The 15,308-nt window shown below is 68.1% G+C and carries 12 protein-coding genes; 11 read left to right on the top strand and 1 reads right to left on the bottom strand.

The window, feature by feature from the left end; translation table 11 throughout:
• The first annotated feature begins 560 nt into the window (after positions 1-560).
• The 4 genes from DQP57_RS20310 (at position 561) to DQP57_RS20295 (ending at position 3,086) form a co-directional block, all read left to right on the top strand.
• The gene (locus DQP57_RS20310; protein ID WP_133259275.1) at positions 561-1,229 is read left to right on the top strand and encodes a C39 family peptidase; all 669 of its coding nucleotides are present in this window, start codon (positions 561-563) and stop codon (positions 1,227-1,229) included.
• Between the two features lie 90 nt (positions 1,230-1,319).
• Positions 1,320-1,871: a carboxymuconolactone decarboxylase family protein gene (locus DQP57_RS20305; protein ID WP_112634504.1), complete on the top strand. Its 552-nt coding sequence runs from the start codon at positions 1,320-1,322 to the stop codon at positions 1,869-1,871.
• Complete coding sequence (locus tag DQP57_RS20300; protein ID WP_112634503.1) at positions 1,868-2,413, top strand: carboxymuconolactone decarboxylase family protein; 546 nt, start codon at positions 1,868-1,870, stop codon at positions 2,411-2,413. Before DQP57_RS20305 ends, DQP57_RS20300 begins: the two co-directional genes overlap by 4 nt.
• A 124-nt stretch (positions 2,414-2,537) precedes the next feature.
• The gene (locus tag DQP57_RS20295) at positions 2,538-3,086 is read left to right on the top strand and encodes a TetR/AcrR family transcriptional regulator (protein ID WP_205869185.1); all 549 of its coding nucleotides are present in this window, start codon (positions 2,538-2,540) and stop codon (positions 3,084-3,086) included.
• On the opposite strand, the gene DQP57_RS20290 is transcribed toward DQP57_RS20295, so the two are convergent.
• Positions 3,066-4,235 carry an acyl-CoA dehydrogenase gene (locus tag DQP57_RS20290; protein WP_112634501.1) on the bottom strand — a complete coding sequence of 390 codons (1,170 nt, stop codon included), beginning with the start codon at positions 4,233-4,235 and terminating at the stop codon, positions 3,066-3,068. The two genes, DQP57_RS20295 and DQP57_RS20290, sit on opposite strands and share 21 nt — an antisense overlap.
• A 180-nt stretch (positions 4,236-4,415) precedes the next feature.
• On the opposite strand from DQP57_RS20290, the gene DQP57_RS20285 reads away from it, so the two are divergent.
• From DQP57_RS20285 to DQP57_RS20255, 7 genes are all read left to right on the top strand, one after another.
• Positions 4,416-5,675 carry a condensation domain-containing protein gene (locus DQP57_RS20285; protein WP_112634500.1) on the top strand — a complete coding sequence of 420 codons (1,260 nt, stop codon included), beginning with the start codon at positions 4,416-4,418 and terminating at the stop codon, positions 5,673-5,675.
• Between the two features lie 19 nt (positions 5,676-5,694).
• Positions 5,695-6,474, top strand: coding sequence for an Rv3717 family N-acetylmuramoyl-L-alanine amidase (locus tag DQP57_RS20280; protein WP_112634499.1), 780 nt, complete (start codon positions 5,695-5,697; stop codon positions 6,472-6,474).
• A 370-nt stretch (positions 6,475-6,844) separates the two neighbouring features.
• Entirely contained in the window at positions 6,845-7,522 is a 678-nt protein-coding gene (locus DQP57_RS20275) for a DUF4190 domain-containing protein (RefSeq protein ID WP_112634498.1), read from the top strand.
• 4 nt (positions 7,523-7,526) lie between these two features.
• Positions 7,527-8,192, top strand: coding sequence for a DUF4190 domain-containing protein (locus DQP57_RS20270; RefSeq protein ID WP_112634497.1), 666 nt, complete (start codon positions 7,527-7,529; stop codon positions 8,190-8,192).
• Between the two features lie 11 nt (positions 8,193-8,203).
• Positions 8,204-8,764: a hypothetical protein gene (locus DQP57_RS20265; protein ID WP_112634496.1), complete on the top strand. Its 561-nt coding sequence runs from the start codon at positions 8,204-8,206 to the stop codon at positions 8,762-8,764.
• Positions 8,765-8,808: 44 nt separating this feature from the next.
• The gene (locus DQP57_RS20260) at positions 8,809-11,763 is read left to right on the top strand and encodes a VWA domain-containing protein (RefSeq protein ID WP_112634495.1); all 2,955 of its coding nucleotides are present in this window, start codon (positions 8,809-8,811) and stop codon (positions 11,761-11,763) included.
• Complete coding sequence (locus tag DQP57_RS20255) at positions 11,763-15,308, top strand: tubulin-like doman-containing protein (RefSeq protein WP_112634494.1); 3,546 nt, start codon at positions 11,763-11,765, stop codon at positions 15,306-15,308. Before DQP57_RS20260 ends, DQP57_RS20255 begins: the two co-directional genes overlap by 1 nt.

Raw genomic sequence — 15,308 nt, 5'->3', positions numbered from 1 at the left:
AGCAATCATGACCACATCGGCCAGTCAGGCCGCATGAAGGAAACTGTCACCTATTCGTGCAGCAGACCCCTTCGCGGCGAGTCGCTCAAGTCTATAGGCGACCTTTAGCCGGGCTGGAGGACAGCCGTACTCGCGGCGATCATTTCGCGAAGTCCCTCGTGTTCTCAGGGCCGTAGTGCCCACCCAGCGGCTTGCCCGCCGTCGTTTGCTCCCAAACGCGTAGTGCGTCGCCTTCGAGTTTGGCGACCAGTACTCGCCATCCACTCCGGGTGGCGCGCGTAGATTCCGAAACCGCTAGCGCATGTGCTAGCGGTTTCCGGCAACGCTCTATACCTCCGAACAGCGGTGCTCATTACAGTCGATGGATCCTGCTGGACGAGAGACGAACTCGCGCGGATGACGCGAATGCCTCTGCCCAAACGAGCAACCGGAAGAGATCCGGCGTGTCGGTGCGGTATTTTCGCCAAATTTTCTGCTAAATCTCCGTCCAGGGCCACAACCTGAACCTCTTTTCGTCACATCTATAAGCCGTCGCGGCGGCCCCAGAGCGGACACCCATGATGAGCATCTCGCGGGCAATGGTCGCCACCGCCGCACGAGCGCTTCGCCGGGTTGTTTTGTTGTGCGCGGTCGCAGCGTCGCCGGTGATATTGGCCGGCGGGGCGCAGGCCAACCCGGGCGCTCCCGTGCCCGACGCCGACCATGAGTTGGGAATGTATGGCGATCCCGTCGCCGCCGCGCCCTACTGGCGCCAACAGCACGGTTCCGACTGTGGGGAAATGGCGGTGGCCGATGTGGTCGGCCAGATCACGGGACGCGAGCCCACCGAACAGCAGATGATCACATTGGCCGAAAACACGCCGAGCGCAGCGGGTCACAAGCCGATTTGGAAGCTGACGGGCACCACCGATATCGCAGACCTCCCGATCCTGCTGTGGCACTACTGGATCAGATCCGAGAACATTCAAACCGATACCGCCGCCATTGCGCGCAAGCTCGGTGGAAACCACAAGGTCATCGCCATCGTCAACGCCGAAACAATCTGGAACCGGCCCGGGAAGCGGAACTCCGCAAACCACTTCGTGGTGGTCACCGGAATTGACAGCAAGGCCGGTGTGGTGCATCTCAACGACAGCGGCATCAGTACCGGCCGCGACGAGCAGGTTCCCATCTCCGTCTTCGAGCGGGCGTGGGCCCCCAACTACAACTCGGCTATCGTCACCAAGTGACGGTCGCCGACCCGAAGCGAAATAACTTGCAATCGAACGCAATCGGAGTTTCACGGCAACGCTCCATTCCCCCGGAAAGGAATCGCGGCGATGACACGAATGCCTTTGGTTAGCACCGACCGCCAACCCGAGGGGATCAAGCAGCCGATCGCCGGCCCCGACACCCTCAATGTGCTGCGCCTGATCGCCAACGCGCCCAACATCTTTGACGGCTGGGCGCAGATGACGGGCGAACTGTTCAAAAGTCCCACCTTCACCCCGCGGCTGCGCGAAGTAATCATCCTGCGGGTGGGCCACCTGCAGGACTCGCCCTACGAACTCGCCCAGCACGTCATCTTCGGGCGCACCGCGGGGCTCACCGACCGACAGATCGACGCCCTGCTCGGCAAAAGCGACCTGGACGCGGCCGGCTTCACCGGCGACGAACGCATCGTCATCGACACCGTCACCGAGCTGTGCACCACCCGTCGGCTCAGCGACAACGCTTTCGCTAAAGCCCACGCCCTGCTCGGCGACGAGGCGCTCACCGAACTGCTGATGATCGTCAGCTGCTACTACGGCCTGGCGTTCGTGCTTAACGCCGTCGACCTCGAGATCGACACTCCGAGCTTTGCCAGCCCCGACGAAGGCCTAGCTCGGTGACGCGGGTCCCGTATCGCCGGCCCGAAGACATGACCGAGCTCGCCCGCGATCTGACGGCGCGGCGGGGCAATCTCAACGTGTACCGCGCGCTGGGCAACGCCGAGCAGGTGTTCACCGGGTGGATGGTGGCCGGCGACGCCGCGCTGACCAGCCCGGTGCTGCCGAAAAGGCTTCGCGAATTGATCGTGCTGCGCACCGCCTACCTGATGGACTGCGCCTATGAGCTCGGCCAGCACCGAGACGTCGCCCACACCGTCGGGGTCGACCGCGCCACGATCGATGCCGTCGCCTCCGAGTCCGGCTGGCGAACAGGGCAATGCGACGACGCCGAGCGGGCGGTGCTCGAGCTGACCACCGAACTGGTGAGCACCCGCCGCGTCGCCGAACCGCTTTTCCAGCAAGTGCACACGGCTCTCGGATCGGAGGCCACCGTCGAGGCGCTGATGGTCATCGGCCGGTATGCGGGCCTTGCGCTGATGCTCAACGCGCTCGACGTGGACCTCGACGAGACCGCCCGCCTTCCCGTTCCGCCGACAAAGTGAGGCGAACGGTAATTACCGAGATTGCCTAATCTTCCCTCCGACCAGGAACGCCTCCCGTACTGTCCATGGTGTGGTGGTGCGAAAGCAGCCGTCGACCCGCCTGTCAGCCGAGGACTGGCTCGAGGTGGGTTACACGGTGCTTGCCCACGAGGGGGTGCGCGCCCTCAAGGTCGAACGCCTCTGCCAGCAGGCGGGGGTCACCCGCGGCAGCTTCTACTGGCACTTCGAGGACATCGAAGCGTATCGGGCCGCACTGGTCGAGTCGTGGAACAAGTTCCTGGAGCGCGACCGTCAGGCGCTGTCCGAGCTCGACGGGCTGCCTCCCCGGGAACGCCTGTCGGCCCTGACGGAAACGTTGGTCAGCCCCAAATACTGGGTGCTCGAGCGGGCGATGCGGGAATGGGCCCGCCTGGATCCCGTCGCGGCCGAGAACATCCGCGCCGCCGACCGACTGCTGCTGCGCACCGTGATAAAGGCCTACTGCGACTACGGTTTCAGCTACGAGGACGCCCGGCTGCGCGCCGAATTGACCTTCGCCGCGGGGATCGGCTTGCTGCACCTGACGAGCTCGGCCGAGCAGGCCCAATCGGTGGCTCAACGCGAACGATTCCTGGCCGTGATGCTGGGCGAGTCAGGGACTGCCGACGTCCCATCAGATCATGGCGATCGGTGAAATCTTCGCGCCAATTGCCAACGCCCCGGCCAACTCTCGACTCGTGTCGTAGTCGAACACGACGTGTCCCGCGGCGATGTCCACGTCGCGCTTGGCGCGTTGCAGCGGGCTCGACAAGAAGTGGGCGCTGGCACCCGCGGCCTCCACGAGATCGGCGATGATCGCCCGGCTTTCGTGCACGGTGCGCGCGGCCGCCAGCCGCGCGTCGGCCCGCACCGATCGGCCCACCCGTCCGCCGCTGACGACGATCGCCTCGATGTCGTCGGCGGTCTGTGCCACCAACGCCCGCAGCGCGCTCAGCCGCACGCGTGCTTCGCCCAGCCTGATCTGCGCGGCGGGCTGATCTTTTTGCGCCACCCCGCTGTAGGCCAGCACCCGCTCGCTGAGCCGTTCGGCGAAGAGGTCGGTCACTCGCTCCGCGGTCCCGAGCACCGGCATCGATGCCGTCAGCGCCAGCGCCGGAACCATCGGCCACCGGTAGGTCGCGGCGCCGTGCTCCCGCGCGCCCGGCGCCGTCCCGCCGTAGATGTCGGCCACGGCGACCACCCGGTGCTCCGGGACGAACACGTCGGTGACGACGAGATCGTGCGAACCGGTGCCGCGCATGCCCACCGTCTGCCACGTGTCGACGACCTCGACCTGCTCGGCGGGCACCACGACGAGCACCGGATCGATGCGGTCCTGACGCTCGATGAGCGCGCCGACGATCATCCACTCGGCATCCATCGCGCCCGTCGCCCAGGACCACCTGCCGGTCAGGCGCACGCCGCCATCGGCCGGTACCCCCCGGCCCGTGGGGGCCAGGGGAGCCGGCGCCAGCACGGGGCCGGAGGTGAAGACTTCGTCCTGAACGCGGGGATCGAACAGCGAGAGCATCCAGTTGTGCAGCGCGTAGAACCCCAACGTCCAGGCGCTCGACGCGCAGCCGTGCGCCATCCGCCGAATCGGTTGCAGCAGTTCGGGAAACGGGGCCTGCAGGCCGCCGAACTGGACGGGCAACAGTAACCGAAACAGGTCGGTCCGCCGGAAATCGCTGATCGTCGCCGCGGGCAGGCGCCGCGACCGCTCGGCCTCCTCGGCGCGATCGGCCAGTCGGGCCACGAATTCGTCGGTGACGCCATACAGCGGGCGGCTTTCGACCACGGACATGCCCGCGACCCTAACATACCTTTTAGTATGGCCTGCTTGCCGGTGGGTGCGCGGCATCGCGCGCGCATCGACCGTTGCGGCAGCTGAACGTCGGATGAACTCGCCCCAATCGGTGAACCGAGTCGGCCGGGAGACCGTCTGCGTTGTGTCGCAGTGCTTTAACCGGCGTATGGAGGTTCAGTGATCGTCAATAACCCGCAGCACGACCGGGCAACCACCCTCGTTCGTCCCCTTGGGGCGGCGGAGCGGCTTTTCTATCGCTACAGCGAGCGCAATCCGGCGCATTTCTCGATCGTGGCGGAATTCGGCGAGGTGCTCGCCGAAAAGCAGTTGCGGGTCGCACTGGCGGCCGTCCAGCGACGGCATCCCCATTTGTCGGTACACGTCGAGGACCGGGAAGGCACGCGCCTGGGTTTCTATCGCGCGGCGGATGTCTCGCCCATCGAGCTGACCGTCCGTCGGGGTCCGGAGATGGCCTGGCAGGGGGCGGCGGCCGAGGAGCTCGGCCTACCGTTCGACCGTTCGCGGGCGCCGCTGATGCGGGCGTTGTTGCTGCAAAACCCTTCGCGTAGCGCGCTGCTGCTCACCTTCGACCACACGATCGCCGACGGAATCAGTTCCACCGTGGTGCTGCACGACGTGATCGCCGCGCTCAACGGCGAGGCGTTGACGAGTTTGCCTGTGCCCCAACCGCAAGAACACGTCGTCGCGGAGGCCCTCGAATCGGTCGAGCCGCTGGCCGCCACCGCGCCGGACGACCCGAGGATGAGCACGCCCAGCACCATCCGTCCCTTCGACGGCGCCCTGACCAACGTGCGCGCCTTGGCCATGACCCACGAGGACACCGCGAGGCTGGTGGCGCGTTGCCGTGCGGAATCGACCACGGTGCACGCCGCGCTGGTGGTGGCGATGTGCCGGGTGCGGGCCACGGACCGCGGCGAAGGATTCATCCGCGTCCTGAGTCCCATCAACATGCGGCCGATTCTCGGAATCGTCGGGGGCTGCGTTATGTGCATCGTGCCGACCGCGACGGGCCACACGCCGTGGGACGGCACCCCGTTCTGGGAGCAGGCGCGAGCCATGACCGCACACCTCGAGGTCGCTCGATCGCCGCGCGGAATCCGCACGGCCTCAGTAGCCCTCGAACAGATGATCACCGTCGATGCCGAAACCGCCGACGCCGAGCAGCTTTTCAGCCGAATCAGCCCGTGGGAGATCATGGTCACCAACCTCGGAGTGCAAAACCTGGATGGCGCAAGCCCTTTGCGCCCGACGGCGGTGTGGGGTCCGGTGGTGGTCAGCCAGACCGATGGCGAATATCTGACGGGAGTCACCACCTACGAGGGCAGGCTCAGGATGGTCACCTGTGGCTACAGTGTGCCGGCCAGCTTCCTGAAGGGTGTGGGGGACGCCCTGATGGCCGCCCTGGAGGAGCGCTGACGATTGCTACCATCGCGCGGTGAGTGATCGCCCGGTCGGCCCGCGATCCATCGCACGCCGCGACGTCCTGAAGGTCGCCGGCGTGCTGCCGGTGATCGTCACCGCCGGCGCGCTGTTGACCAGCCCGCGCGCACACGCCGGGGTGGCCGGGATGTCGGTCTTCCTCGACCCGGGCCACAACGCCGTGAACGACGTGTCGATCAACCAGCAGGTCCCCAACGGCCGCGGTGGAACCAAGCCGTGTCAGACGTCGGGTGCGTCCGCCGACGACGGATATCCCGAGCACGCGTTCACCTGGGCCGTGGTGGGGTTGATCAGCGATGCGCTGAACCAGATGGGCGTTCGCACCCAGCTGTCGCGGGACAGCGACAGCGGCGTCGGCCCGTGCATCGACCAGCGCGCGGCGGCCGCCAACGCCATGCGCCCGGACGCGATCGTGAGCATCCACGCCGACGGCGGCCCGCCATCCGGCAGCGGATTCCACGTCAATTACTCGAGCCCGCCGCTGAGCGACGTCCAAGCCGGGCCCGCGGTCCAGCTGGCGCATGCCATGCGCGACGCCCTGGTTCAATCCGGCCTACAGCCGGCGAACTACATCGGCTCGGACGGCCTCTACGGGCGCGACGACCTCGCCGGGCTGAACCTGGCCCAGTACCCCGCGGTGCTGGTCGAACTCGGCAACATGAAAAACGCCGGTGACGCCGCGCGAATGGAAAATCCGGACGGCCGGGCGAAATATGCCGCCGCGGTCACCCCGGGGATAGTCGCCTTTCTGAACTCCAAAGCCGCGACCGGCTAGCGTGGCCCCGCCCGAGCTAATTACCGGCCACTGGTCGACCGTGCGACAGCTAATACCTGTAGCGGTTCCAACCAGGTATCCAGACGGCACAGTTAACCTCGGAGCCAGCCGGGCGGCGAACGTCGGGCCGCAACCTAAATTGCGCGTGCGCGCGGCGCAGCACTATATGTAGCAGTACCGAAAGATCCTTCTGGTGGAAAAAGAGTGCGTCGTGCCTGCACCGACTATGTTGATTTGTTGCGGTGGGACGTCACGAGTTTCAGGCATGCGGTGACGGCGAACGCCGCCGAACGGGCGCGTTGACGGGGAATGGGATGGCATTGATGAGGGGGATGGGTGACCGGCTCCGGCCCCGCACCGAGGGGCGCCGATGACGTATAGCGGCGGTTATCAGGATCCGTTCGGTGGCGACCCTTTCGGGGGGCAGGCCGGTGGCCAAGGGCCGGCGTTCGGGCAGAACCAGCCCCGTCATTCACCCGCGGGATCCGGTGGCTTCCCGTCGGCTGCCAAGCCCGAGACCAACACGCTGGCCACACTGTCGGCCATCTTCGCGTTCGTGTTTGCACCGGCCGGTGCCGCGCTGGGGCACGTCGCGCTGTCCCAGATCCGCCAGCGCCACCAGCGCGGTCGCGACCGCGCCATCTTCGGCCTGACGGCCTCGTACCTGATCATCGTGCTGGCGGTCGGCGCGCTGGCGGTGTGGATCGCGACCAGCGGATCGGGTTCGAACACCGTCAAGACGGCAGCCCCCAGCCCGTACGTGCCGCCGACCCCGCCACGCACGACGGTGATCACGCCCCCGCCGGCGAAGCGCCCGAGCGTCTCCGTCAGCGACCTTCGGGTGGGCGACTGCATCGAGGTCCAGCAGAACAAGCCGGACCCGTCGGAGAAGGCGGACTTCATCACCATCTACCCGGTCGCCTGCGAGGTGCGCGAGGGCGTGCTGCAGGTGACCCAGCTGCTCTCGAACGACTCCTGCAAGACCCCCACGACGCTGTGGAACCACACCAAGACCGTGTATGCCTGCATCGTCGACTTCAAGGGGTGAATTGATGTATCCCGGCGAAGATCCCTTCGCGCCGCAGTCCGGCGACCCGTTTGGCGGACAGCCGCCCACCGTGTCGTACGGGGGCGCGCCCACGACCCCGGTCGGCTACCCGGGTGCGCCGTTCGGCGGACCGCCGCCGCGCGCGGACTACAACACCCTCGCAGTGCTCTCGCCGATCTTCGGGGTGATCGTTCCGCCCGCCGGCATCGTGCTCGGCCACCTCGCCTTGCCTCAGATCAATCGCAGCGGTGAGCGGGGCCGCCCAGCCGCGATCGCAGGCCTGGTGATCGGCTACCTGATGTGTGTCCTGCTGATCCTGGGCGGCGTGTACTGGGGCACCCGCCCCAGCAGTTCGACGCCGACGACTGCGTCCAGCTCGACTCTGCCGAGGCCCATGCCGCCCCGAACCATCACGTCGGTCGCGCCGCCGACCACGGTGCCGCGGGGCCCGAAGCTCGACCTGGCTACGGTGCCGATCGGCACCTGCGTGGAGCTTCAGCTGCGCAACAGCACGGGCAATGACGCGCTTGACCTGTTCGGAGTCGACTGCGAGCACCGCGACGGGGTGTACACCGTTGCCGCGCGGGTGCGATCGGGCAACCAGTGCAACTCGGTATACGTGGCCGCGCCCCCCGACCGCTCCTTCGCCCTGTGCCTGAACCCGTATTGAGATCGGTGACGATGAACGCACCAAACCCCTTCGACTTCAGCGACTTTGGCCCGGGTAAGCAGGCTTCGGCCGGGGGCGGCCAGGCGCCCGTGCAGGGGCAGCCGGGTGGGGGTTATGCGGGCGGCTTCGATCCGTGGGCCAACCAAGGACCGGCCCCGGGGCGCCCCGATGCTTTTCAGGGCTCGCCGGCCTTCGACGCGAGCGGCGGGCGCGACGCCTTCGGGCAGCTGACCGCGAACCCCGCGGGCATGGGCGCCAGGACGACGGCCGGGCCGCCGCTGGTGTGGTTCGCCGTGGCGCTGGTGCTGGCGCTGATCGGGGTGGCCCTGGCCGCCGCGAGTGCGGTGGGCGGCCCGATGATCGCGGCCGCGGCCACCGGGTGGTTGCTGGCCGGGCCGCTGGCGATCGGGGCGCTGGCCGTCTTCAGCCGCGTCGACACCCGGCGCCGCACCGAGGCCATCTATTCCGCACCCACCTGGACGTCGAGGCTCTACTGGGTGGTGCTGGCGGTCTGCCTGGTCGGAATCGCCGTGGGGGCCTGGCAGATCGCGCTGTGGGCGGGGACGTTGTAGTGGGCTCTTCTCGAACATCTTGCGGCCGCAACGGCGTTGCGATATTGGCGCGGGTTGCCGCGGCCGCCTTCTTGGCCGTCGTACTCAACGTGGTCGGCTGGGCGCCGGTCGCGTCGGCGACCGGCTCGCCCGGGGCCAGCCGGTTCGGCGCATGCCTGGCCGCGCAGAAGACCGGGGACCTGTTGTTGTTGTTCGACGAATCGAGCAGCCTGCAGCAGACCGACCCCCAAGCGGCGCGGGTCCAGGCCGCCCGCTACCTGGTGCAGACGCTGGGCAAGTACGCCGACCGGGTGAGCGCGAAACTCGACGTCGCGGTCGCCGGGTTCTCCGATACCTATGTCCCCGAACACGATTGGACTCAACTCACAGGCTCGACCGCCGACAGCGTCGGTGCGTCGCTGGACCCGATCGCCAAGAAGAACACCGGCATCGACACCGACTACTGGCTGGCCCTTGACGGCGCCCGGCAGGCGCTGACCACACACGGCGGCCAGGTCAACAAGGGTCAGCGCTGCCAGGCCATCGCCTGGTTCTCCGACGGCATGATCGATTTCACCGCCCGCCCGGTCACCAAGCCCTACGCCGACGGGGTCCCGCTGGACTCACCGAACGGAATCCCCGACACCACCCAGAAGGCCGTCCAATCCATCTGCCGCCCCAGCGGTCTGGCCGACCAGCTGCGGTCGAGCAACATCATCATGCTGGGAATCGGGCTGGGCGCCAAGCAGACTCCCGGCGACTTCAACGTCATGTCGGCGATCAGCACCGGCAAGGGACTGCAGGGCCTGGCGTGCGGCGCCATCACAGATCCGGTGCCTGGCGACTTCTTTCCGGTCGCCAACATCGACGACATGTTGTTCGCGTTCGACGCGCTGAACCCGGATCCCGGCGTGACCGACCAGGGCGGGGTGTGTCCGATCAAGGTGTGCCCGGAGGCGCGGCACAACTTCGTGCTTGACCGCTCCATCAAAGAGGTCAACATCCTGGGTTCCGGTGGCGTGCCCGGCGTCGAGCCCTACCTCGTCTCGCCGACCGGGCAGATCCTGCCGCTGCCCAAAAAGGACGGCGCCCAGAACGTCAACGTCGACGGCGTCTCGGTGAACTATCAATGGCAATCCGAATCCGCGCAGACGATCTCGCTGCAGAACGGCAACGCCCCGCACTGGAGCGGGCAGTGGGCCATCGTCTACGTCGACACCACCGGCCAGCACCCCGACGCGGTGTCCAAGGTCAGCATTCACATCACCACCGACATCTTCCCGGCCCTGACTGGCGCCGACAAAGTCGCCTGGCACAGCGGCCAGACCCTCAAGGGCCTGGTCTTCGGATTGGTTGACGGCCAAGGCAAGCCGATGATCCCGAGCGACCTGGCGGGCTCGGCCACCATGTCGGCCTCGTTGGGCCCCGACGGCGCCGCACCCATCCCGCTGCTGACCGCGGCCGGCAAGGACGACATCGCCAAGCCCGTCGACGCCGACCTGACCAAAGTCGCCCCGGGACACGCGACGTTGCGGATGTCGCTGGTGATCACCACCGCGGACACCACCGATCTCAACGGTGGACCGATTGCCGGCACCCAGTTGTCGCCGCAGGAAGTCGACGTGCCCGTGCAGATTTTGCCCAAGGTCGGTCTGCCCACCCCGGGCGAGCGCATCGACTTCGGCACCGTCGAGGGGGCCAAGGGTGCGACCGCGACGCTGAACATCACCGGCCCCGGTTGCGCCTGGATCAGCGACGCCGATACCGCGACGGTGTCGGGCGCGCCCGACGGCATCGGCACGCCCCACGTGGGTTCGCCGACGAATTCGGGCCAGCACTGTCTGAAGGTGCAAGCGGGGGAGACCGCACAGCTGTCGGTCACCCTGCGCACCGACCACAACGGTCATGGTGGTCTCAACGGCACTGTGCCCGTTCACGTTTCGACGCTGGACAATCCCGATGACGCCCAAACCGTGCCGGTGGCCTTCACGGCGTCGATGATCAACCCGCTCAACACCACCAACTTCATCCTGGTGCTCATCGCCGCCCTGCTGCTGGGGCCCGGAATCCCGTTGGCGCTGCTGTACGCGTCGAAGTGGTGGGTCAGCAAGATCCCGGACAATCCGCTGCTGGCCGAACGCATTCCTGTGGAGGTCGAGCACGATGCGGTGCTGCGCGGCGGTGAACCGTTCGCGATGGCCGACAGCGATCTGGTGCAACCGGTTACCGGGCTGCCGCCCGGCGGCACCCGCCAGCTGTCCGTGGCCGGGATCAACCTCTCGGTCGTGATGGGGCGCAGCCCGTTTGGTTCCGGCCAGGTGGTCGTCGACGCCGAGGGTCTGGTCAGCGTCGGGTCGAAACTTCCCGGATCGGACAAGACCGGCCTGCGCGCGGTGCTGCCGCTGGCGGTGCACAACACCTGGGTGCTGCTGCACAACCCGTACGGGCCCGAGAACGCCGCCGAGGTGCTGGTGCTGGTGGCCGGAACCACCGACACCACCGCGCGTGAGCGGCTCTACGAAGACATCGCCCAGCGGCTGCCCGACCTGCTCACCGGGTTGCGGTTGCGTGCCGTTCAGGCGGGCCTGACGGCGCCGTTCGCGGCGCCGGGTGAGACGGCCTCACCGTTCGGCGACACCCCCGCCGGCGTCGTGGCCGGCCCGGCCGGAGCCGATCCCTTCGGGGGCACCGATTCACCGTTCGGCGGCGCGCCCGTCTCGGCTCCCGCTTCGGCACCTTCGGCTCCTGCTCCGCCTCCTCGGCCCGCGCCGCCGCCGCCCGCCGCGACGGGCCCGGTACCGCCGGGCTTCAATGAGGCGGAGACCCAGGAGCGGCCGATTCCCGAACCGATACCCCGCCAGGACGACACGATGGCCGCGGGCTACCGGTACGGCGACGAGCATGTTGAGCGCGATGAGCGCGAGGAGGGCGGGCCGCCGGGGCTCCCGCCGACCGAGGCGACACAACCCTCCTACCGATTTGACCCAGATCCATTCGACCCGTTCGGAGAGGGCACCTGATGCGACGTTTCCTGGTAGTGGGCTGCGGCGGTTCGGGCGGCGCCACGCTGTCCCTCATGATGGACCAGCTGCGCTCCGAACTGCACACCGCGGGGATCGAAAAGCTGCTGGCCGGTTGGCAATTCGTCCACATCGACGTCCCGAGCGCCGCGGAGTCGGGCCCGGAGGGGCTGGCGAACGTGCCCGCCCAGGGCGGCAGCTACGTCGGCTGCGGTCCGCAGGGCAGCAGCTACGCCGTCCTCGACGGTGCGCTGTCGCAACGGCTGGCGGCCGAATCGGCGCTGGACACCATCGCCACCTGGGCGCCGCGCAACCCGCAAGAGGTGTCGATCCCGATCTCGGCCGGCGCCGGGCAGTACCGGGCGATCGGGCGCATGATCACCCTGAGCAAGGCCGCCGAAATCCACGCTCGCCTACAGGCCGCTTGGGACACGCTGTTTCGCGTCGAGACCGTCTCGGAGATGTCGACGGTCGACGTGCCGGGCATGGGCCGCTTCGACCCCAACGAACCACCGCTGGTGTTGGTGGTGTCGTCGATGGCCGGCGGTGCGGGCGCGTCGATGGCCCTGGACGTGTGCCGGCTGCTGACCCTGGTCACCGGTCTGGATCCCCGGTTGATGGGCGTATTCATGGTCACCCCAGACATTTTCGACTCGCTGCCGCAAAGCGCCATCATCGGCGTACGGGCCAACGCGCTGGCGATGCTCGGCGAGATCGTAGCCAGCCAATCGGGTGCCGCCCGCGAACACGACGTGCGAATCCTGCGCGCCCTGGGCCACCATCACGGTGAGGGAGAACCGATTCCGTTCGCGCGGGTGTTCCCGGTGGGCCGCTACATCGGCGCCGACCGGACTCTGTTCGGTGACGGCTCGCAGTACGCGGTGTACCGGGGGCTGGCGCGCGGGCTGGCCGGGCTGATGATGAGCGGGCGGGCCAGCGACCAGTTCGTCGCCTACGACCTGGGCAACACCGCGTCGCCGGTCGGTGATCGTGACCTGCTGGGCTGGGGCATCTCGTCGTGGGATGTGTTGCCCTGGGGCACCTATGGCTTCTCCAGCCTGAGCATGGGCCGCGACCGCTACGCCGAATACGCCGCCCAGCGGCTGGCCCGCAGCTGCGTCGACAAGCTGCTCGACGGGCACATGCAGAAAGGCAACCCGGCATCGAGCACCGAACAGCTGGACTCGCTGCTGTCCAGCCAATGGGCCGCGCTGTGCGGCGAACTGGGGTTGCCTCCCAGCGCGGGCGACGAGCAGACGCGGGTGAGCCAGCTCGGCCGCTGGATCGGCACCGAAGCCTTCACGGCCGACACCGTCGCCGCCACGGTCAACAGCCTCATCGACCGTCAGCTGCGCAACCACCTGCCCAACCCGGAAGGTGTCGCGGCCGAACAGTGGGTGCCGACCATGCGTCAAGCCGTGCACAACCGGCGCGCCGAGTTGACCCGGGCATGTGCGGATGCGGCCTACGCCATGGCCTTTCAGTGGCATCAAGACTTCGCCAACCGGCTCGAAAAGGTGGTCGGCGCGGCCATCGCCTCGCTGGGGCTGCCGTTTGCGCGCGAAGTCGTCGACCAGCTGCGCCGGCACATCGACGACAAACTGACCGCCGGGGTTGCGCAGCTGGGCAACATGGGTCCGCCCGACATCGTGGCGATCTCGCCACAGGTGGACGCCGGACTGCGATCCCTGCACGGCGTGATGACCAACACCGATCAGGTGGTGGCGGCGGTTGTGGACGGATTCCGCGCGACGGTGCGCCGTCAGCTGTTCGCCGACGCGGCCGCCCGCATCGCCGACGTGATGCGCGTGGTGGGTGTGGAGCTTTTGGTGCCGTTGCGGGATCGACTCAGCGAGGCCATGATTCAGCTGGAGATCGCCCGTTCGGAGCCGCCCACCGATGTCGGGCTGGCCCGCCTGGCCACCGATCAGTACGCGGCCTGGCCCGCGGATGCCGACGAGCTGGTGCCAAGCCGGTTCGCGGAGGCGAACAACGAAGTGCTGCTGATCAATTCGACCGCCTTCAAGGGGCGCTATGAGGCCGACCTGCCGAAGGCGGTGGCCGGCGCCAACGCGATGATCCCGTTGCAGTCGGCCATCGAAGAGGCGACCGCGCGGGTGATCCTGGGGGAGTGGCAGACCACCGGCGGCGTGGCCGCGCCGGGCGGGTTGATCGAGCGCACCGCGACGTGGGTCACCCGCGCGTTGGGCACCGACCCGGAGACCGGCCGGGCGCGGGTGCCCTCGATCGCGCAATTCGACATCCACACCCGCCCAGTGGAATTGCTGCGCCGGGCCCGGCTGTACGTCGAGCGTCCCGGGGAGTCGTTCGCGGAATTCTGCAAGGTGTCGCTGCGCGACTACGTGCAGGGCGCGGGAGCATCGGAGTCCGAGCTGGTGGCGCGCCGGCGCGACATCGCCACCAAGTTCGCCGAGGCCTTGTCGCTGGCGCGACCGCTGGCCAGCGTCAACGACCAGGCCCTGCAGCGGGTGCACCCCGGTCAGCAGACCGAGTACCGCTATAAGTTCTCCGAGATTCCGTTCGCCGGTCAACCGGTTGACCGCGAACTGTTCGAGGTCATCCGCAACAATCCGCGCATCGATCAGGCGACGAAGGACAACTATGGGCGTTCGCTGTCCGACGAGGACAGCGTGACCCGCATCGACATCTTCGGCTCCTATCCCAACTATTCGCCGCTGGCGTTCGACTCGGTGCTCAAGCCCGCGGCCCAGCAGTGGGCGCAGACCGCGGGGCCCGGGCGGGGCGCCTTCTGGAAATACCGTCGCTCCCGGCCGCTTTCGGCGTCGCTGCCGATGACCGACGAGCAGCGATTCGCCATGACCGGTGGCTGGTTCGTCGGTCAGCTGCTGGGCCGCATCCAGATCCCGGCGTCCCCGTTCACCGAGCCGGTGCGGATTTATGACGCGGACAGCGGGCAGTGGCTGAACTTCCCGAACCCGCTGCTGACGCCGCCGTCGGCGTTCCATGCCCCCTACGACTGGTTGCCGGCGGTGCTGGAATCGATCCTGCTGGCCATCGCGCAGTCGCACGAGCCGCCGGTGATGCGATCGCTGCGGCCCTACAGCGTGCTGCGTGAGCTCTACGACGCGCATTCGCAAGATCCGGCCAGCGGCATCGTCGCGCTGTCCGCCCAGGGGCTGTTGCGTGAGTTTCTGCAAGGCATCTCGAACACGCCCGGCGTGCAGTCCCGGGTCCCGGGGATCGCCGAGGCCCAGGCCGCCGACGCGCGCGCCGCGGCGGCGATCGAGTGGCTGACCACCATCCGCGATGTTGCGGCGCAGTATCTTCCGGCGGACATGGCCGGCGCGACCCCGGGCGGGGCGTTCACCACCGTGCCGACGCGCACGACGGCGTCGAACACGCCGATGTTCCGCGACCTGGCCCCGGACGTGTACGCGGCCACCGGTGCGCTGATCAACCTGATCCAGCACGAGGCCGAGGCGCTGGCGGCCGGCGCGGCGGCGGGCGGCCCGGTGCTCGACGGCGGTGCGCCCGTGGTGATCCCCGAAGGCGGGACGTTCTGA

The organism is Mycobacterium colombiense (assembly GCF_003284935.1).
GTDB classification, from domain to species: domain Bacteria; phylum Actinomycetota; class Actinomycetes; order Mycobacteriales; family Mycobacteriaceae; genus Mycobacterium; species Mycobacterium arosiense_A.
Note: the sequence above shows the minus strand (reverse complement) of the source record. Positions and strands in the feature narration are given on the sequence as shown.

Bases quoted from the DNA above. Each gene is read 5' to 3' on its own strand.
- DQP57_RS20305 (WP_112634504.1), top strand. From the start codon at position 1,320: ATGACACGAATGCCTTTGGTTAGCACCGACCGCCAACCCGAGGGGATC.
- DQP57_RS20290 (WP_112634501.1), bottom strand. From the start codon at position 4,235: ATGTCCGTGGTCGAAAGCCGCCCGCTGTATGGCGTCACCGACGAATTC.
- DQP57_RS20265 (WP_112634496.1), top strand. From the start codon at position 8,204: ATGAACGCACCAAACCCCTTCGACTTCAGCGACTTTGGCCCGGGTAAG.
- DQP57_RS20270 (WP_112634497.1), top strand. From the start codon at position 7,527: ATGTATCCCGGCGAAGATCCCTTCGCGCCGCAGTCCGGCGACCCGTTT.
- DQP57_RS20275 (WP_112634498.1), top strand. From the start codon at position 6,845: ATGACGTATAGCGGCGGTTATCAGGATCCGTTCGGTGGCGACCCTTTC.
- DQP57_RS20310 (WP_133259275.1), top strand. From the start codon at position 561: ATGAGCATCTCGCGGGCAATGGTCGCCACCGCCGCACGAGCGCTTCGC.
- DQP57_RS20255 (WP_112634494.1), top strand. From the start codon at position 11,763: ATGCGACGTTTCCTGGTAGTGGGCTGCGGCGGTTCGGGCGGCGCCACG.